18 protein-coding genes and 4 tRNA genes are annotated in these 19,444 nt (G+C 44.2%); 16 read left to right on the top strand and 6 right to left on the bottom strand.

All coding sequences use genetic code 11. From position 1 onward, the window contains the following. The first annotated feature begins 86 nt into the window (after positions 1 to 86). The 4 genes from GC102_RS19530 to rfbC all read left to right on the top strand — a co-directional run bounded on the left by GC102_RS19530 (position 87) and on the right by rfbC (position 3,300). Positions 87 to 953, top strand: a complete 867-nt coding sequence (locus tag GC102_RS19530; RefSeq protein ID WP_171691025.1) for a glycosyltransferase family 2 protein — start codon at positions 87 to 89, stop codon at positions 951 to 953. Between the two features lie 6 nt (positions 954 to 959). Continuing rightward, positions 960 to 2,366 carry an undecaprenyl-phosphate glucose phosphotransferase gene (locus GC102_RS19525; RefSeq protein WP_171691024.1) on the top strand — a complete coding sequence of 469 codons (1,407 nt, stop codon included), beginning with the start codon at positions 960 to 962 and terminating at the stop codon, positions 2,364 to 2,366. An 82-nt stretch (positions 2,367 to 2,448) separates the two neighbouring features. Beyond that, positions 2,449 to 2,574, top strand: coding sequence for a hypothetical protein (locus tag GC102_RS40080; RefSeq protein ID WP_261302619.1), 126 nt, complete (start codon positions 2,449 to 2,451; stop codon positions 2,572 to 2,574). A 180-nt stretch (positions 2,575 to 2,754) separates the two neighbouring features. Next, on the top strand, positions 2,755 to 3,300 hold the full coding sequence (rfbC, locus tag GC102_RS19520) for a dTDP-4-dehydrorhamnose 3,5-epimerase (protein WP_171691023.1): 546 nt from the start codon (positions 2,755 to 2,757) through the stop codon (positions 3,298 to 3,300). Between the two features lie 568 nt (positions 3,301 to 3,868). Here rfbC and GC102_RS19515 read toward each other — a convergent pair. After that, entirely contained in the window at positions 3,869 to 4,948 is a 1,080-nt protein-coding gene (locus GC102_RS19515; RefSeq protein WP_171691022.1) for an acyltransferase family protein, read from the bottom strand. Between the two features lie 217 nt (positions 4,949 to 5,165). On the opposite strand from GC102_RS19515, the gene GC102_RS19510 reads away from it, so the two are divergent. From GC102_RS19510 to GC102_RS19485, 6 genes are all read left to right on the top strand, one after another. Beyond that, on the top strand, positions 5,166 to 6,347 hold the full coding sequence (locus GC102_RS19510; RefSeq protein ID WP_171691021.1) for an outer membrane lipoprotein-sorting protein: 1,182 nt from the start codon (positions 5,166 to 5,168) through the stop codon (positions 6,345 to 6,347). Positions 6,348 to 6,517: 170 nt separating this feature from the next. Continuing rightward, positions 6,518 to 7,888, top strand: coding sequence for an SEC-C metal-binding domain-containing protein (locus GC102_RS39510; RefSeq protein ID WP_246321001.1), 1,371 nt, complete (start codon positions 6,518 to 6,520; stop codon positions 7,886 to 7,888). Positions 7,889 to 7,970: 82 nt separating this feature from the next. Continuing rightward, positions 7,971 to 9,161, top strand: coding sequence for an alanine racemase (gene alr, locus GC102_RS19500; RefSeq protein ID WP_171691020.1), 1,191 nt, complete (start codon positions 7,971 to 7,973; stop codon positions 9,159 to 9,161). A gap of 206 nt (positions 9,162 to 9,367) precedes the next feature. After that, entirely contained in the window at positions 9,368 to 9,649 is a 282-nt protein-coding gene (locus GC102_RS19495) for a CopG family ribbon-helix-helix protein (RefSeq protein WP_028553892.1), read from the top strand. A gap of 3 nt (positions 9,650 to 9,652) precedes the next feature. Further along, positions 9,653 to 10,003: a type II toxin-antitoxin system PemK/MazF family toxin gene (locus GC102_RS19490; RefSeq protein ID WP_028553893.1), complete on the top strand. Its 351-nt coding sequence runs from the start codon at positions 9,653 to 9,655 to the stop codon at positions 10,001 to 10,003. A gap of 130 nt (positions 10,004 to 10,133) precedes the next feature. Next, on the top strand, positions 10,134 to 12,392 hold the full coding sequence (locus tag GC102_RS19485) for a Tex family protein (protein WP_171691077.1): 2,259 nt from the start codon (positions 10,134 to 10,136) through the stop codon (positions 12,390 to 12,392). 575 nt (positions 12,393 to 12,967) lie between these two features. On the opposite strand, the gene GC102_RS19480 is transcribed toward GC102_RS19485, so the two are convergent. From GC102_RS19480 to GC102_RS19470, 3 genes are all read right to left on the bottom strand, one after another. Then, entirely contained in the window at positions 12,968 to 13,555 is a 588-nt protein-coding gene (locus GC102_RS19480; protein WP_171691019.1) for a hypothetical protein, read from the bottom strand. A gap of 373 nt (positions 13,556 to 13,928) precedes the next feature. Next, positions 13,929 to 14,093: a cortex morphogenetic protein CmpA gene (cmpA, locus tag GC102_RS19475; RefSeq protein WP_090818813.1), complete on the bottom strand. Its 165-nt coding sequence runs from the start codon at positions 14,091 to 14,093 to the stop codon at positions 13,929 to 13,931. Between the two features lie 170 nt (positions 14,094 to 14,263). Next, complete coding sequence (locus GC102_RS19470) at positions 14,264 to 14,617, bottom strand: hydrolase/acyltransferase (RefSeq protein ID WP_171691018.1); 354 nt, start codon at positions 14,615 to 14,617, stop codon at positions 14,264 to 14,266. A 114-nt stretch (positions 14,618 to 14,731) separates the two neighbouring features. Here GC102_RS19470 and GC102_RS19465 point away from each other — a divergent pair, with 114 nt between their 5' ends. The 4 genes from GC102_RS19465 to GC102_RS40365 all read left to right on the top strand — a co-directional run bounded on the left by GC102_RS19465 (position 14,732) and on the right by GC102_RS40365 (position 17,292). Next, on the top strand, positions 14,732 to 15,205 hold the full coding sequence (locus tag GC102_RS19465) for a SprT family protein (protein WP_171691017.1): 474 nt from the start codon (positions 14,732 to 14,734) through the stop codon (positions 15,203 to 15,205). Positions 15,206 to 15,224: 19 nt separating this feature from the next. Beyond that, positions 15,225 to 15,300 (top strand) — tRNA-Asn (locus GC102_RS19460). A 7-nt stretch (positions 15,301 to 15,307) separates the two neighbouring features. Further along, positions 15,308 to 15,396 (top strand) — tRNA-Ser (locus GC102_RS19455). Between the two features lie 153 nt (positions 15,397 to 15,549). Further along, positions 15,550 to 17,292 (top strand): methyl-accepting chemotaxis protein, encoded by a 1,743-nt coding sequence (locus GC102_RS40365; RefSeq protein ID WP_171691016.1) that lies wholly within the window; start codon positions 15,550 to 15,552, stop codon positions 17,290 to 17,292. A 61-nt stretch (positions 17,293 to 17,353) separates the two neighbouring features. On the opposite strand, the gene corA is transcribed toward GC102_RS40365, so the two are convergent. Beyond that, complete coding sequence (corA, locus tag GC102_RS19445) at positions 17,354 to 18,283, bottom strand: magnesium/cobalt transporter CorA (RefSeq protein ID WP_171691015.1); 930 nt, start codon at positions 18,281 to 18,283, stop codon at positions 17,354 to 17,356. Positions 18,284 to 18,433: 150 nt separating this feature from the next. Here corA and GC102_RS19440 point away from each other — a divergent pair. Together GC102_RS19440 and GC102_RS19435 are read left to right on the top strand one after the other, a co-directional pair. Next, positions 18,434 to 18,505, top strand: a tRNA-Glu gene (locus GC102_RS19440). Positions 18,506 to 18,523: 18 nt separating this feature from the next. Then, positions 18,524 to 18,605, top strand: a tRNA-Leu gene (locus tag GC102_RS19435). Positions 18,606 to 19,219: 614 nt separating this feature from the next. On the opposite strand, the gene GC102_RS40945 is transcribed toward GC102_RS19435, so the two are convergent. After that, positions 19,220 to 19,414 carry a hypothetical protein gene (locus tag GC102_RS40945; RefSeq protein WP_512698992.1) on the bottom strand — a complete coding sequence of 65 codons (195 nt, stop codon included), beginning with the start codon at positions 19,412 to 19,414 and terminating at the stop codon, positions 19,220 to 19,222. Positions 19,415 to 19,444: the final 30 nt, after the last annotated feature.

Genomic DNA, 19,444 nt, shown 5'->3' with positions numbered 1-19,444 from the left:
GAATGAAGCTAGTCTTTTTTTAATCTAAAATTTATAAACCCATGTTATAATAACTGTAACGAAATCAATGAAAATGAGGTTTTGATGTGGATTTAAGTATTATTGTACTAAATTATAAAACACGCGACTTAACGTTAGCTTGTTTACAATCTGTTTTTTCGTCGGCTACATCTTACATATTTGAGGTCATCTTAATCGACAATGCCTCTAATGATGGCATAATCCCAATAGTAAACGAGCAGTTCCCTCAGATAATCTGCATCGCAAATACAGAAAACGTAGGCTTCTCAGGAGCCAACAACCAGGGGATCCTCATCGCCCAAGGCCGTTACGTCCTTCTATTGAACTCTGACACTATCGTCCAACCAGACACATTAGAAGTAATGCTGCGTTTCATGGACGAGAACCCTACCGTAGGAGCCAGCGGCTGCAAAATTGTACTTCCAGACGGTTCACTAGACAAAGCCTGTAAGCGGGGCTTTCCAACGCCGTCAGCGTCTTTTTACTATGCTTTCGGATTCTCTAAACTATTCCCGAAAACACCTCGGTTTAATCAATATCAATTGGGTTACCTAAGTCCCGATGAAGCCTATCCTATCGACTCACTTGTCGGTGCTTTCATGCTAATCCGCCGCGAGGCTATTGAGCAAGTGGGGATGCTGGATGAGGAATTTTTTATGTATGGTGAGGATATAGATTGGTGTTATAGAATTAAGGAAGCGGGTTGGGTGAATTATTATTACCCTCGCACTCAAATTGTGCATCACAAAGGCGCAAGCAGTCGTAGGAAGCCTTTTAAGATCATATATGAATTCCATAGAGCTATGATTTTGTTTCATAATAAGCATTATCGTAAGAAGTATTCTTGGCTAACGAACACAATGGTTTATGCAGGTGTTAGCTTAAAATTCATACTCTCCTTAGTAAGAAATAAACTACGACCAGCGAGGTGATTTACATTGATTCGACAGAGTCAGGGGTTCTTGACACAACTTTATGCACTGGCCGACTTCATATGTATTCAGCTCGTGTTCTTACTTTCATGGTGGCTGAAATTTAGAAGTGGCTGGATTCCATTCGATTCTCCTCTTCCGATCAAGCATTACTTAATGTGGAGTGTCAGCTACGCGATTATAGCCATTTTTCTCAGTTATATGATGAACTTTTATACACCTAAGCGTAGGAAGCAGTTCTCCTATGAGGTTCTGAAAATTATCCAAGTTCACATATTCAGCTTGCTGCTGCTGTTAAGTGTTTTGTTCATTTTAAAAGAAGTAGACGTTTCACGTTCTTATCTCTTATTATTCCTTGTGAACAATATTCTTTTCATCAGTTTTTATCGTTATATGATCAAAATCTCGCTGAAACGCGTCCGTCAAAAGGGTTATAACAAGCAATTCATTCTTATTCTCGGTGCAGGCTCACTCGGTCGGCAGTTCTACACGAAGCTGAGGCAGCATCCAGAGCTAGGGTACGAGGTAGTTGGTTTCCTTGATGATTATCAGGAGAAACACGAAATCACTTACCAGAGTTATAAGCCAATTATCGGAAAGATAGACGATCTGGAGTCAATTCTGAACGATCTTATCGTCGATGAAGTTATCATAGCCCTTCCGTTAGATGCACATCAAAAGTTCGGCAGTATAATTAATGTCTGTGAAAAAATTGGTGTCAAAACACTTATCATTCCGGACTTTTATGATTTCTTACCATCACGTCCTTATTTTGATAATTTTGCTGATATGCCGTTGATTAATGTACGTGATATTCCGTTGGATGAGTTCAGAAATCGACTTTTCAAGCGAGCTTTCGATATTATTTTCGCCTCTGTGGCTATTCTTATTACTTTGCCCGTTATGATTGCATCTGTTATTGCTATTAAGCTAACTTCTCCAGGTCCGATCATTTTCAAGCAAGAACGAGTAGGTCTAAACCGTAGACGGTTTATGATGTATAAGTTCCGTAGTATGAACGTGTTGGCAGAGAGTGCCTCGAATACGGAGTGGACGGTTGAAAATGATCCGCGGCGAACGAAGGTCGGGACCTTTCTCCGCAAAACGAGTCTTGATGAGCTGCCGCAGTTTTTTAATGTGCTTTTTGGGCATATGAGCGTCGTCGGTCCAAGGCCGGAGCGTCCTTATTTCGTGGAGCAATTCAAGGAAGAAGTTCCGAAGTATATGGTGAAACATCATATTCGTCCTGGGATTACTGGCTGGGCGCAGAGCAACGGTCTCAGGGGAGATACCTCTATTGAAGAACGTATCAAGCACGACATTTTCTACATTGAAAATTGGACTTTTTTATTCGATATTAAAATTATTTGGAGAACGATTATTAACGGTTTCATTAATAAAAATGCGTACTAAAAATTTTTTCGCATCAACCGCATGATTCGTCAACATCTTCCCCATACTATGCATATACTAAGTATGCGGGGAGGTTATTCTTATGATCGATCATGAAGACGCTTACCAGGATGATCATTTGTCAGTTGGCAAAGGGTTGATTGTTGGTGTTGTGTTCGGCTCCCTGATCTGGGCGGCCATTATAGCTGGTGTTGTGTATATGTGGTAGACGTATTTCATAAATGAAGAGGCTGCTGAGGCTATTAATAGCTCTTGGCAGTCTCTTTTTTGTTTTGAAAATGTCGAAATCTGGAGGTTTAAGCTCTGATGGCGTATATCTATTGATGGCACGAGCTAGAGACAATTCTAAATAATCATGCATACGTTAGTTACTGAGGTGATCTAGCTGATGAATGTTATTGCTACAAAACTGCCAGGATTATTTATTATTGAGCCTGATGTTCATGGAGATCATCGGGGTTTTTTTATGGAAAGTTATCATCGTGCGAAATTGGCGGAGCATGGAATAGATATTACCTTTATTCAAGACAATCATTCTTTATCTGTAGAAATTGGAGTTTTGCGGGGGCTTCATTATCAGTTGAATCCTAAAGCTCAAACGAAGCTAGTTCGGGTTGTTTCAGGTGCAATTTATGATGTGGCAGTTGATATTCGTAAAAACTCTTCTACCTTCGGTGAATGGGTGGGAGTCACGCTCAGTGCGGCCAATAAACGCCAGCTGCTTGTTCCTCAAGGATTTGCTCATGGGTTTTGTACGACGGAGCCGCAAACTCAAGTGCTATACAAGGTGGATGAGTATTACTCTCCAGCCCATGATAGGGGGGTCTTATGGAGCGACCCGGCTATTGGCATTGATTGGCCGACTGCTAATCCTATTTTATCGGATAAGGATCATAAGCACCCGCTACTTAAAGATGCGGAGATTAATTTTTAAGAATTAACTATATAAGTGGGTTTATGGATGGTTTGGTGAAGGAAGAAAGGATTCTTTTTGAATTGATTCTTGATTATAATGAAATGAATAAAGCTTCTGAAGAGGAGTTGAAGTTCATGAGTGAAATGACGGATCGTGAGTTTCTAAGTGAAATGCTTGGTAGAATCAATGAGATAGGCGCAGATGTTACGGCCATTAAAGATCGGGTTGACAGTATAGATAGGCGGTAGGGTAATGTTGAGGATCGACTCATTGGCGTCGAGAATCGATTGATAAAAATTGAAGATACGGTGCAAGAGGTTAAACAAGTTCAAATACAGCAAGGTGAGCAGATTGCAGGTATTGCTGTTACAATGATGGAGCACGCGGCAAGTATACGCACACTTAAATTAGTCAAATAAATGAGTAAGATTAGCTAACCTAATCTTGCTTTTTTTTCGCATACGCGGTCGCAAAGAAATTTCAGTTCTCTACTCTAATACAAGACAAGATCTTATAATTTACATTGGCTTTTTTTAACACATAAAGAGGCTGCATGGGCTAATTAAAGCCAATGCAGCCTTTTTATCTAGGAGATAGGATTCGATGATTTGGAAGGACTTAATTTCATTGTGTTTTTGAGCCCTGTAACAAGCGGTTTCTCAGCAAGTCTATAAGCCGCGTAGCATAGAGGCATAGTCATTGCCACAATAATTAGATCAGTAACTAGAAATCCAAGATGGTTAACCAAATGTGTCACCACACTCAATTTCATTAAAATTGAAATAAATAATAAATGCGTTAGCAAAATCGTGTATGAAGCATTTCCTAGCTTGCTAAGGATTTTCACCCAATAAGACAACCGAAGTTGTTCAGGAACAGAAGAAGCGCCTAATAGTACAAATGTAGCTGGAATGATGTAAAACAGGTAATTGTGATAAGGGGTAAAAAGAAATTTGTTGTTCATCCATATTAGCGCAAAGCCAAGCATGCCTAAAACAAGCAACAATTTATAGTGTTTACTTCTATGATGCTCTGCCCATTTGGCTATTAAGCAGCCTACAATAAATTCTAAGTTAACTTCATTGAAGATGAAGTTTAGATAGAAATGACGGTCAATATCAGCACCTATCAGCGGAACACCAAGAACGTGGCAGAGAGTTAAAGTTACCCATATGGAAATGAAGAGATAGGCTGGCTTTTTGCCAAGTGCCATGAGAAGGCTGAAAACCAAGTAAAAGAGCACAAAGTAACTTAACGACCAGGCAACTGGAAGAACCGGACCATGAACTTGGGGCAGTAGTAGGAATGATTTGATGATGGTATCTTTATGGGTCTCATATCCGTAGCCAAAGCTCGGGACCAGAAAATAAACGGGCAGTACGACTAGTGTAATTAGCCAGTAGATAGGGTAAATACGTATTAGCCGATTCGATAGATAGGGAAGAACACTCATTTTGGTTCCGATTTTATGGCCATATGTATGATACAGTAGAAAACCAGTAAGTACGAAAAAGAAATCTACACCACCCGATCGTCCTATCGTACTGATCCCTAGTAAGTCGTATTGAAAGTACTTGAAGGACATGGCGGATGTATGAAACAGCAGCACAAAAAATGCTGCCGCTCCTCGTGAAGCTTGAAGCACGATTCTCTGATTGTTATTCAATAAAAGCTCCTCCGGTTCATAGGTTCGATCTTACAAACCATCATGCCAGAAGAATATGAATAAATTATGTATTCAATCTGAAAGGCAGCTGAAATGTTTAATCGTTCCTTTACAAAACCTTTTTCACGGCCAAGCCCCAACTCGTCTGCATAATCGGCCAAGTCCCCTCATATGCATGTACTATGTTGATGTTAATCATGAGTGAGGGGATGATCGAATGCGCCGGGTCACATGGGTGGTAGCAGTGGTGATGTGCTTAGCATTGGTTCTCGCGGGATGCGGGATGGGCAAGAAGGATGCAGGATCTATCGTAAAGGATTTGGATCATGTGATCAGCAAGTCGGGCAGCTATCAGGCTTCAGGGAGCATGATTTTGAACACAGGGCAGCAGCCGCAGGAGTATCAGGTGGAGGTCGCTTACTCGCCGGATCATTTCTATCGTATTTCGCTTACGAATGCGGGGAAGGACGTGACGCAGATCGTTCTGCGTAATGAGGAGGGCGTGTTCGTGCTTACGCCGCATCTCAAGAAGAGCTTCCGCTTCCAAAGCGATTGGCCGGAGAATCAGGGGCAGGTGTATCTGTTCCAATCTCTTGCGAAAAGCATAATTGCCGATAAGGATCGCCAATTTACAACGGATAATGATACGTATGTGTTCGATGTTGCAGCCAATTATCAAAATGAGCAGCTGTCACGCCAGAAAATTTGGCTGAATAAGAAGACACTGGCGCCTAAGCAGGTTCAGGTGTCGGATGCGAATAAGAATGTGTTGGTTCAGGTGAATTTTACGAGTTTTGAATTCGATGCTAAGTTCGACAAGGACTATTTCCAAATGGAGCGCAATATGACCAGCTGGAATTTGAAGTCTTTACCTACGATGGCTGGTGCAGCGGATGCCAATCACCCAGCAACAGGTGATAAGTCTGTAACAGATAAGAATCTGTCAGCAACAGGCGGCCAATCCGATCAAGCTGCCGGCCAAGCTCAAGATGGGCAAAAGGCAACAGCAACTAAAGCAGGCACAGATGCGACGAAATCGACTGCCGCGGCAAGCAAAGCGCAGAGTATCGGTATCATCGAGCCGTCTTACCTGCCAAAAGATGTGGTGAAGCAAGACATCACGGATATGAAGCTTGGTGAGGACGCAGCGGTCCTTTTGAGATACAAAGGGAAGTACAACTTCAGTCTCATCGAGGTGAGACCACAGGCCAAATCGGTGTCCTTGCAGCCGGGTACGATTGTTGATCTTGGATTCACGATCGGCGTGCTCACGGGGGATGAGAAGAAGACGCTAACTTGGACCAATGACGGTGTAGAGTTCAGATTGTCAACAGGCGATTTGCCTACGAATGAAATGATCAAAGTTGCTATGGCAACTGAGGGGCAGTCTGGTAAATAAGAATATATTGTGTCAATATAAGCTGAAAAAAGGGAAACTCTGCACGATTTGTGTAGGTGTTTCCCCTTTTTTATCCAATTTTTAAGCAAGAAGATTTAACCAACCCCCCCGAAAGGGAGTTTTTTTGGTATAATGCAACTTTGGAGTAAATAGATAATGGAGTGTCTTTGATGAAAACAACTGGTGAGTTAACAATGGACGTGCAACAGCAATATTGGGAACATGAGATTGCCCTATTCGGCAAGTATCTTGCGGAGGAAGGCAAATTAAAAGCAGATACGATTGACAAACATATGGATCGCATGCAATTTATGGCGACGGAGTACTTTGTCCGTTACACATTGGGTTATGAACAGCTGCAAAAAGAGACGATTGTTGATTTTCTTGGTCGTTTCTACATTAGCAATGTACTGAATAGCTCTAAGTCTGATATAAGTGCTTATTTACCTTCGATTAAAAAGTGGGTGCAGTTTCTTCTGCAATCTGAAAAGATTTCGGCTAAACAGTGTGCTGAGGTATTAGATGTATGTAAGACTAAAGAGTTTTTCTTAGAGCGTTTTGAACAGTATATGGAGGCAAATAGTGACCTGGCCTTGGAAAATTGGCATAATTCAAATGATATTAAGGCTTATATGGCTCTTCAGGTGTCTGAATCTGCACCTATTGTGGTTGAGATGAGACCTATTTTGGTAGATAAAAGTTTGCTTGAGCAATGGATGGATGAAAAGACAGCTGTACCTCAAATCGTTGCAGATTTTCAAATGTTTCTTGCTTCCTTGCAGGATGCCAAGAATATTAAACTGACGACTGCAAGACAACATTTGCCGCGGAATTTTTGGAAAGAGCTTGATGAGAAGCTTGGCTGGGCGCTTTTTCGTAAACCGACTTTGAACCAAGATCAGGTGCCATTGTTTCAATTCTTTTTCTATGCAGCTGAGAATCTTGGATTGATAACAGAGAGCAAGCAGCAGTGTGTAGTTACGAACCAGGCAGCAAATTATCTTACTTTAACAAATATGGAACAGGCGGTCGTTCTATTAGATTCGCTTTGGAATAAGGTTGCGTGGGAACAGCTGCAGGAAGCTAACGAGGGTGGTTATCCTGAGAGGATTCAGGCCTCAAGAGAGGCAATCGCAAGTGTGCTAGCAAGCTGGCCTGTAGATCAGGCGCAGGATGTTACAATTGAGTGGAAGCGTAACAGGCAATCTGGGAAGCTTCTTGACGAGAGCGCTGATGTATTTCTGCATTCCGTTGTTGCTGTGTTGGAACGGTTTGAACTGGTTAGCGCGAAGTATAGGCCAGAGTCTGAAATCAAGTATGCTTTTCAAAGAACGCCGCTTATCATGACGGTAAAAGATTCGGGTATGCGTGTATTCCGCTATTTTGCTAATGAAAATGTTCAACCTCAGCAGAAGCCGGCGGTAGTTCGTGTCATCAATTCTACGAATGATCTAAAGACTGTTTCTGGTAAAAGTAAAATCGGACGCAATGATCCTTGCCCATGCGGTAGCGGGAAGAAATATAAGAAATGTTGTTTATAAGTCTGCAAAAGCAAGGTTGACAGTTTTTCGTGATTAGGCTTAACATAGGTTTACTTGTAATGGATAAATGAGGTGAACGCTGGTGGATGCTTTTTATCGTCCCACGTGGGTAGAAATTTCGTTAGATGCACTGCGAAGCAACATTGAAGGTTTTCAAAAGGTACTGCCGGCAGGAATGAAACAGATGGCAGTCGTTAAAGCTGATGCGTACGGACACGGGGCTGTTGAGGTATCCAAAGAGGTTCTCGCCGCGGGTGTAGATTACTTGGGTGTTGCTTTTTTTGATGAAGCGTTGGAGCTAAGGAATGCAGGGATCACTGCACCTATTCTGGTACTAGGCTATACGCCTCCAGAAGGGGTTGATAGAGCGCGTGAACTCGATGTGACGATTGCTGTCTATAGTAGAGATGTTCTTGAAAAACTTTGTTTTCAGGGGCAAACGAAAGACGCGACGCTACAAAAGAAGCTAAAGATCCATATTAAGTTGGATACGGGTATGGGCAGACTTGGTTTGCATACGGAAGAGGATGCTATTCCATTTATTGAGGAAGCATTGACGCTGCCGAATGTGGAAGTTGAGGGTTTATTCACGCATTATGCGAATGCCGATGAAATAGATAAGAGCTATACGATGGAGCAATATCACCGTTTTGAGCGAATTGTGAGCTATTTTACGGATAAAGGTGTTACGTTTCCATATATACATGCAGGCAATAGCGCAGCGGCCATAGATTTGCCGGGATTGACGTATTCGATGGTGCGTTTGGGGATTTCGATGTATGGTTTGTATCCTTCCGAGGATGTCGATCAAACGAAAATTGAATTAAAGCCAGTGCTAAGTCTCAAAACAGGAATTGTTCATCTTAAAACGCTGCCTCCAGGCTCTGGAGTTAGCTATGGAACGATTTATCACACCAAGGGCGACGAACAAATTGGGACACTGCCGATTGGCTATGCGGATGGGTATTCTCGGATGCTTTCGGGTAAAGCTGAGGTTCTTGTTCGGGGCAAAAGAGTGCCAATCGTCGGTAAAATCTGTATGGATCAATGTATGATCAATGTATCGGATGTACCTGATGTTCAGTCTCTGGACGAGGTTGTGGTGATCGGGGAGCAAGACGGAGAGCACATTACGGCTGAAGATGTAGCTCGTCAGCTCGGTACTGTTAACTATGAAATTATTTGTATGATTTCACATCGTGTTGCGCGTGTGTATGTGCGTGACGGCAAACGTATAGATGCTATTAATCCTCTCATGCGGCATCGCTACTAAAAGTAACAGATTAATTTACCATTTATTTTTATGCTAGATGGAGAGGATTTTCCGAATAGACCATCGAATATTATGTAAGTAGGAATCTTATATCCAAGTGTGTAACATATTTGATATACTGGATGCATATATCTATTGTATAAATTGGTTTTTGGAATGACATACTGGTAATATTGTCTTTGTATCGTTTCTGGGGGTGCGAAAGTGTGAGCAATGCGCATAATACGAAAAGGATCATGATTAGCTTGCCTGACAATCTGTTGCAAGAAGTGGACGGTATTGTCGAGAAGGAGAATTCTAATCGCAGCGAATTTATTCGCCAGGCAATGAAGCTGTATTTAATTGAACGTAAAAAGCGCAGTCTACGCGAATCCATGCAGCGTGGGTATATGGAGATGGCGAAAATAAATCTCAGCATGGCATCTGAAGCTTTTCAAGCGGAGGAAGAAGCGGACGGTACGCTTGATCGCTTAGTAAGCGGGGTGTAAGCAGTGATTGTCAAACGTGGTGATGTTTTTTTCGCAGATCTTTCGCCGGTTGTAGGGTCGGAGCAGGGAGGGGTTCGTCCTGTTCTAGTGATCCAAAATGATATCGGCAACCGCTTTAGCCCAACCGTGATTGTTGCAGCGATTACAGCTCAAATCCAGAAGGCGAAGCTTCCCACGCATGTTGAAATCGATGCGGAAACGCATGGTTTCGACCGAGATTCGGTAATTCTGCTTGAACAAATCAGAACGATCGATAAGCAACGGCTTACGGACAAAATTACGCATTTGGATGAAGAAACGATGCGCAAAGTTGACGATGCTTTGCAAATTAGTGTGGGACTGATAGAATTTTGAATAGGATCAGGAACGGACGAGGGTGCAAGGTTCCCTCGTTTTTTGGTTTGTATACATACAATTAAAATGAATAGAAGTGGGGGAACTGGCTGTGGCAAATTTGGAAGAGTTGAAGATAAAGGCTAATGAAATGGAAGAGCAGAAGTTGAGCGAGACTGAGGGAAAGAAGACAAAGGCTAGTGAGTATGAAGAGCCACGTGAGAAAGTACAGATCTCAGAAGAAAAGAAAGCAGAGATCCAGGAGCGTATCCTGAAGCAGATCTCTGCTGAATTGCAGCTGCCCGCTGGCAAAGTGAAGACAACGATGGGGCTGCTTGATGAGGGCAACACAATACCGTTCATCGCACGTTACCGCAAAGAGATGACAGGCGAGCTGGATGAGAACCAGCTGCGAGATATCGAGGATCGGTTGCAGTACTTGCGTAACCTAGAGGATCGTAAGATCGAGGTTGTTCGTTTGATTGATGAGCAGGGCAAGTTGACGGATGAGCTGCGCAAATCGATTGAAGGCGCTGCGAAGCTGCAGGAAATCGAGGATTTGTACAGACCGTTCCGTCAAAAGCGCAAAACGAGAGCGAGCGTTGCCAAAGAGCGCGGTCTTGAACCGCTAGCGGAGTGGATATGGAAGCAGCCTCGTCAAGGCTCGCTGGAGCAAGAAGCAGCGCGTTATGTGAACGCGGACAAGCAGGTGGGAAGCGCCGCTGATGCGATTCAAGGCGCAATGGATATCCTTGCGGAGAATATCGCGGATGATGCGAAGATTCGAGCTTGGGTGCGTAGATATACGCATGATCAGGGGATTTTGCGTACTGAGGCCAAAGATGCAAAGGCTGAATCCGTATATGAGATGTACTACGCCTATCAAGAACCTGTTAAACGTTTGCCGCCTCACCGTATTCTCGCGATTAATCGTGGGGAGCGGGAGGAAGTCCTGAAGGTTGGCTTGGATGTTGCCGTCGATAAGATTCATGATTATATGGTTAGGCAGATCGTAAAAGGTGATTCTGTTGTTCGCGACCTGCTTCGCTCCGTTGTAGAGGATGCTTATAAAAGATTACTCGCACCTTCTATTGAGCGCGAAGTGCGCGGTGAAATGACCGAGATGGGCGAGGAGCAAGCGATTAAGATTTTCGCAGAAAATCTACGGAATCTGCTGCTCCAAGCCCCGGTCAAAGGGCACGTGGTGTTGGGTGTCGATCCAGCATACCGGACAGGCTGTAAGCTGGCCGTCATTGACGACACCGGTAAAATGCTTGAAATCGCCGTCACCTACCCGACGCCACCGAATAATAAGGTGGCGGAAGCGAAGGCGAAGTTCAAGCAGTTGATCAGCAAGCACAGCGTCGAGCTGATCGTGATCGGTAATGGGACGGCTTCCCGTGAAACGGAGCAGTTTGTTGCGGAGCTGATTGCCGAGATCAAGGAGCAGAAGCTCAGGTACTTGATCGTAAGCGAAGCGGGGGCGAGCGTGTACTCCGCGTCGAAGCTGGCGCAGACGGAGTTCCCGGAGCTCGACGTAGCCGAGCGCAGCGCGATCTCGATCGCGCGGAGGCTGCAGGACCCGCTCGCGGAGCTTGTGAAGATCGAGCCGAAGGCGATCGGCGTCGGGCAGTACCAGCATGACGTTTCGCAGAAACGTCTGGACGAGAACTTGAAGGCCGTCGTAGAGTCGGCCGTTAACCATGTCGGCGTGGACTTGAACACGGCGTCCCCGTCCTTGCTCTCGTACGTGTCGGGCGTGAACGCGACACTGGCGAAGAACATCGTCAAGTATCGCGAGGAGAACGGCAAGTTCAGCTCCCGACAGGAGCTGTCGAAGGTTCCGCGCCTTGGCGCGAAAACCTTCGAGCAGTGTGTCGGGTTCATGCGGATTTCGGGCGGCCGGAACCCGCTCGACAACACCCCGATCCATCCGGAGTCTTACGACGTGGTGGATCGGCTGTTCAAGGAGCTGCGCCTGGAACTGGCGCAGCTTGGCTCACAGCAGCTGCTAGCGCTGCTGCAGACGCTGGAGCCAGAGGAACTGGCTCCTAAGCTGGGCGTAGGTGTCCCGACGATGCGGGACATCTTAGACAGCCTGCAGCGGCCTGGGCGAGATCCGCGGGACGAAGTCCCTGCGCCGATCTTCCGCACTGATGTGCTGCAGCTTGAAGACCTTGTGCCGGGCATGGAATTGACCGGCACGGTGCGCAACGTTATCGACTTCGGTGCCTTCGTCGATATCGGCATTAAGAACGATGGGCTGGTACATATTTCCCAGCTCAAGAACGGCTTCGTGAAACACCCCATGGATGTGGTGTCCGTTGGGGACATCGTCCAAGTATGGGTGCTTAACGTAGACGAGAAAAAAGGTCGCGTAGGCTTGACCATGAAAAAGCCTCAACAATAAGAATCAGCAGCAGTTGGAAGCGTTATGCTCCCAGCTGCTTTTTTGTAGGCTGATCGCTGTCCGATTAGAGCCTCCAAAGGCTGCTATTCTTCTTGGTTTATTGCATATTCGGTAAATAGAAGCTCCTAGGGACCCTTATTCTGATAAAAATAAGAATATTAGTAATGAAATTTACAAATAAGAGCCTGTAGAGACTTCTATTTCAATATTTTTGGTCGAAATTGCTCAAATAACAGTCTTTAGGGACTCCTATTTGGGAACGAAGGCGGGAGAGTGTTAGAGTGTTAGAGTCTTAAGTTACTCGTACGCCCAACTAAGAGGCATTACCGCCATCAGCGAATCTCCACATCATCCTTCCTTAAGTTACTCGTACGCCCAACCAAGAGGCGTTACCGCCATCAGCGAATCTCCACATCATCCTTCCTTAAGTTACTCGTACACCCATCCAAGAGGCGTTACGTCATCAACCAATCTCCACATCATCCTTCCTTAAGTTACTCATCTCCATCACTTACCCGACATCATCCTCTCCAACAAGTATCCTCAATACTCCCCAGCATGGGAGGTTAAAGAGTTTATTTATTAACGCGCCCCACATCATTCAAAGAGTAAATCATTACATTCCGCTGACCAGCGACAAGAGATAGCATCCCCTCCAGGGATAGTCGTTTCAACCATTCCGCAGCGATACGAATATTTACATTGCATTCGGCAGCGACGTCCTGCAGTCGAACTTTGCCACTGTGACGCTTGGCTATTTGGATGACTAGAAGCTTCCGCAACACCCACTTGTCAGCTTCTAAGATGGCGATAGGTGAGAGAGGCGGTATTTTAGCAGCAGCCTTTCTCGGTAATAACGGATAAACATTATCTTTCTGAACTACACTCATCTTGCCTTGCACAAATTCCAGTTGTTGTTGAACATTATTGTTCTTGCCTTGTACTAATCCTGCTTGCTCATGAACAGCCTTTCTGCCCTTCACTAATCCCAATTGCTCAAGAACTGCATTGTTCCTGCTCCGCCTATCTTGAACTACCTCCATCTCTCTTAAATTCCCCCGCTGAACCATCCATTCAGAACCACTCATCCAACCACCAAACCCGTGACGCCCCAATCCAAGTTCACGCATTTTTCTTAGCCAACCTCTTGTTTTACGTGGCATAATAATCGACTCCCCTTTTTTATGTACGAAAAAAAAGCACACCCGAACCGCAGAAATTCTGCAAGATCGAGTGTGCTTCACTCCGATAATCTATTACATTTATTTACAGTATAGAGGGCACATTTCAAATATGCAACCTTTTTTTAACAAATGTTTACTTTTCCCTGCAAGTAGTAAGTTGCTGTGGTTTGAATTCACTTTTCCCTGCAAGTAGTAAGTTGCTGTGGTTTGAATTCACTTTTCTCTGCAAGGAGCAAGTTGCATTGGTTTGAATTCACTTGTCTCCGCATGTAAAACTTTACTCTGGAATCAGCATGTAAATCAGCATGGCAAAAAAGCCAGCACCCGCTCCGCGCAAGTACTAGCTCTTTTATCAAAATTTACGCTTGCCCGGTCCGTCCGTCGATTGGGTATCAGGCCACTCCTCTTGTGAGCGGCGGGTGCGGTAAAAGTACCAGCTATCATTCAGCAATCGGATTTGTCTGCGGTTTTTGTTCTGGAAGGCCCGCATTAATTGATTACAGAGCCATTGCGGCATATGCCCATCCCCTTCTTCGCCATGTAATAATAGCATATGAAGGATTGCTTAAATGGGTGCAGGTCCTTTTGATTTGCGTTACTTTTTGGGTTTGTTTTACTTTTTGCTTTGCCTTGCTCTTTGCGTTGCCTTACTTTTTGCTTTATGTTTTTTGATAGCACTCTTAAAAATTAACCCTCAAATTCCTCTTCATACCACTGTTCCAGTTGGGCTTGAAGCGCGCGAATTTCAGTTAATAAGGAAATAAGCGGATAAGACTTTTCCTGGATGCCAGCGAAGGTCTTTTCCAAACGATTAATGTAATCTAAACCTTGAATTAGGGTGTGCGCTGTGCCGATCAATTCCAAGTCATCGCATTCTGCAATAACCCGTGGAAGCTGAGGGACAGAGTCAGCGGTCAATTTCTCTAATTCTTTGTGCAATCTTTGATTCAGAGCTGTCAATTGATAAGAGTAGGAAGATGGCATTTCAACGAATTCTAATTGTTGTTCGAGCTTAAGAATGACATATCGCATTTGCGGCATAAGGGTTGTTCAAATCCTTTCTTTAGGAAGCTTTCGATCTTCTTTTCTACTTGACAGTATAGCCGTACATACGGTACAAATTCAAGTGAGAACTTGTCAAAGGAGCGAATGGGGATGGAGGATCGGGAGCTGCAGCAATGGATCGAGCAGATCTCTATGGCATCGTTTGGGAGGCCTTTTGTACATCAGGCACGGTTTAACCGGAGATTAAGGTCGACGGGCGGGCGCTATTTTACCAAATCCCATGATATCGAAATCAGTTGGATGCAGTGGGAGACATTTGGACGAGATGAGATTGAGAAGATCATTAAGCACGAACTTTGTCATTATCATTTGCATATATTAAAGCGTGGCTACCAGCATCGCGACAATGATTTCAAAACCTTGCTGGCGCAAGTCGGAGGTACCCGGTTCTGCCGTTCGCTGCCGCGGACTTCCCAGAAACAGTCCTATAAATACAGGTTGGAATGCGTCAATTGCAAAACCGAATACTACCGCAAGCGCAAAATGGATGTACGGAAATATGCATGTGGAAAATGTAAGGGGAAATTGAAATCGTATACACTTGACTTACCAGCGCCTTCATAATAAAATAATACTTGTTCATTCCCTGATAGCTCAGTTGGTAGAGCACTCGACTGTTAATCGAGTTGTCACAGGTTCGAGTCCTGTTCGGGGAGCCATATCTTTGGAGAGATACCCAAGTGGCTATAAGGGGACCCTCTGCTAAGGGGTTAGACTGCGTAAGCGGTGCGAGGGTTCGAATCCCTCTCTCTCCGTATCAGAATTAGCTGGAATTAAGCTCAATGGCGTTCATGCCGTTGGGCTTTTTTTGTTAGCTAAATACATGCATTTTTAACAGTTTTCTAACATCTTTTAAACGATTTTCCGATATAGTGATCAAAAATAGATCAATGACGGGGGCAAATTTTGTGGCAAAATTATTATCTATTCGTGTACGACTCCTCTTATTGCTATTAGTTCCTTCCATGCTGTATCTAGGCACAAGTGTGTTTTTACTGCAGCAAAGTAAGTCCAATACGAAAGTATTGGCTTCATCCCTTTATGAAACCACGAATAAAAGCACTTCGCTTATCTTGAATGCCGATCGTGATATGTATCAGGCGTTAACGGCTTACCAGCTGTTGGTTTCGGGAACGTTAACTGCGGAAGAGAAGACGAAGCAGCTTAAAGCTTTAAAAGACAATATCGATCAAACGAATACAAGGGTTGGACAAGCGGCTGATATTATGAATGCTAAACAGCTGTTACAAACAGCGCATACAGAGACGAAGCTAACCATTGAGCAGAACATAGCGGGCTTTCATACGTCATTTGACCAATGGGCGAAAGAAGCGAATGCCGTTGTTCAGTCCTCAAGTACTGGAAAAGGGATTATTAATGACGCTAAATTACTAGCAACTTTCGAAAAAGGCCGCGAGGGCATGAATCAAATCGGTGAAATTTTGGATGCCTATGCGAAATCAAGTATTGAAGAGATTGAGGCTCAAAATGATAAAACGGCAAAAACGATCTACCTATCTGTCGCTATTATTATCATTTTGCTCATGTCAGCAGGATGGATGGTTATTAGTAAAATAATGAAAACGGTCAAAAACATCGTGAAAGTTACCGGCCAAGTAGCGGCAGGAGATCTTCGTCATGAGCCTCAGGTCAAGTATACCAAGTGCGAACTAGGGAAAATCACAGAATCGGTAGATATTATGGTTTCGAAAATTAAAGGGTTGATCGGTACGATCGCCCACAATACGCAGTTCGTGCACGACGCTTCGGTCGAGCTTTCGGATAGTTCCAAGGAATCGGCAACGGCCTCTGAGCATGTCGCTACCAGTATTCAAGAAATGACGCAGGACGTCGAAGTGCAGGCAAGAAGCAGTGAAGAGACTAGCCGAGCGATTGAGGAAATGGCCATTGGGATTCAGAGAGTGGCTGAAAATTCAGGCGTTATGGCAGAGCACTCCTCCCTAACTTCTCGTCATGCCGAACTTGGCAATGACTTGCTTGGAAAGCTGCAGCAGCAAATTGTGAACATGCTGAAATCGGTCGAGCAGCTCTCACAAACCGTGCAATCCTTAACACGTAAATCCGATGAGATTGGTCTTATTGCATCGAGCATTACAACATTTGCGAACCAAACCAATCTGTTGTCACTGAATGCTTCCATCGAGGCAGCTAGAGCGGGTGAGCACGGCAAAGGGTTTAACGTTGTTGCGAATGAAATTCGTAAGCTTGCCTCGCAATCTATCGAGTCAGCAGAGGGAATTAATCAGTTGATTCATGAGACGAGAGTCGAGATCGCCAGTGTTTCTAATTCCATGAATGCAACCAAGCAGGAAGCTAGTGCGGGGTCGAGCATGATGCAGGAAGTGAACCAAAGCTTCCATACCATCATGCAATCGGTGACACACATTGTGACTCAAATTCATGAGACTTCGGCGATTACCCAGCAAATGTCGGCAAGCTCCGAGGAGATTTCCGCGACAATGGATCAATCGGCAACGAGTTCAACGCATATTTTGAACAAATCCCAAGGGGTTGCTGCTGCCACTGAGGAGCAGTTAGCGATGATGCAGAATATAGCGGCTGCCTCCGAACAGCTTAGATCCGTAGTAAATACGTTAAATGAATCTGTTTCTTACTTTAAAATAAAGTAGCTGCTAATAGTAAAAAGGCACCCCTGTGATTGGTGGATCACGGTGGAGTGCCTTTTTTTCGTTAAAACCAATGTTTACGTTTAAAGTAATACCACATCACACAGCTTAAGATGACCATGAGAATCCAGACATACAGATAGCCATAATCCCAACTCAGTTCGGGAATATATTTGAAATTCATACCATACAGTCCGACGATAAAAGTCAGAGGAAGAAAGATCGTGCTAAAGATCGTTAATGTCTTCATGATTTCATTCATCCGATCGGACTTCATGCTCATTTGGAGCTCGAGAAGACCGGTTAGTGATTCCCGGAAAATGTCCAAAGAATCCACGACTCTTGAGATGTGGTCCATGATATCCAAGAAATAGACATCATCTTCTTCACGTGTATAGGGGAAGGAGTGGTGGGCGATAGCGGAAAGGATAATTCGTTCCTCCACAATGACGCGGCGCAGCTGATGCATACTCCGTTTAAGTTGGAAAATATCCTGTGCAATGCGAATCCTAGGGTTTCGATACACGGCCTGTTCCATGCTATTCAGGCGATCATCAAAATGATCCGCAACGACAGAATAATCATCGACACAACGATCGAGTATCGCATGAAGAATGGCTCCTGGATGACGTAATCGATCTTCGACTTCTTGGCAGGCATGGTAAAGTTGATCTATGAAGGGGAGGTTGTCCTTGTATACGGTAATCACAAAATTTGATCCGACCACGATCCCTATTTCCTGCGGCTCAAGCTGCTCGGATATCGCAAAGAAGGTTAGAAAAATATGATTCTTATACGTATCCATCTTCGGTCGTTGGTTCAGCTTAATCGCATCCTCAACGAGTAGAGGGTGGCACTTGTATAAGTCGCCTAAGACATGTTTGACATCGTCAGGAGAGGGGTTCTCCATTCTCACCCAAGCTACTTCGTTCGGACCGGGAACGCGTACCGTTTCCTCATGAACCGTTCCATGGGTAGATTCATAAATTAGCATGAAAGACAAGCACCTCGAGTATTTTGAATTGGACTCAGCATACCATATTTGCCCATCAGCATTCCAGATTTTGTGCTTGTCAACTGCGACAGAATCTATTATAATTACAAATGTCGTCAAAATGGGCTGCAAAGGCTTACAGACATTCGTGGCCCGTTGGTCAAGTGGTTAAGACACCTCCCTTTCACGGAGGTAACAGGGGTTCGAGTCCCCTACGGGTCATTCTTACTTTTATACCTCGCGGTCGTGGTGGAACGGCAGACACACCATCTTGAGGGGGTGGCGCTCACAAGGCGTGAGGGTTCAAATCCCTCCGACCGCATCCCAGCTTTACAAGCATGAAACCCTTACTAGTTAAGGGTTTTTTGTTTTATAACAGATGAAAAGAATGCAGTAGTACAGCTTCATAAATTAACCTTGTTGACGAACTGTTGAGCCGAGATTTGTTCGAACCCGAGTTGCAAGAAGTTTAAATACGTCGGTGAAATTTGTACTTTTTGCGGTTCTAACAATAAAGGGTATCCGCTGTAACCCTATAATTAATCTTGAAATAAAATAAAGGGAAGGTGTCTTATTGCATCTTTTCAGTATTGCGAATAGGTTAGGTGAATGTCCTTTGCGGTTTTCATTAGAGGCTTTACAATACAAAACAGCATTAAAAGCTTAAGCATAATAGATAGCCTTTTACGGTTATTGAGGAAGTGGCCAGACTTAACTCTTTAGCTACCTTTGAAGTAGCGACATTGCCTTTGTTTAAAGCTAATCCATAATTTACGTTGCCGTCATAAAAGGCGGCTTTTTTGCGCGTTAACAGTCAATGTTATTCAAATTAACAGGTATCTTCCACTTTAAAGTGTGTAGTCTTTGTTGAAATATCCAAAAGTACAAATTAGCCCGACGGGATAACCGTCAGGCTAATTTGTACTATTATTAACGCTATTTCCGTCTTTTGACCTCACGGATAAGGGTAGACTTGCTAATCCCTGTCATGGCAGCTACTTTATTATAAGAATTGTCACCTAACAGTCCTACAGCGTGGTTCAGTTGCTTCTCCGTGTAAGACTTAGGCCTTCCCTCAGTAAAGCCTTCCTTCAGCCTAGCCGCGGCTTTTCCTTCCTGTGTACTGTTCAAAAAATATGTTACTTTGGGGGGACTTTGGCT

Source organism: Paenibacillus germinis (genome assembly GCF_013141785.1).
GTDB classification, from domain to species: domain Bacteria; phylum Bacillota; class Bacilli; order Paenibacillales; family NBRC-103111; genus Paenibacillus_E; species Paenibacillus_E phytorum.
The sequence above is the reverse complement of the archived record's forward strand: the minus strand, read 5'-3'. Positions and strand labels throughout refer to the sequence as shown.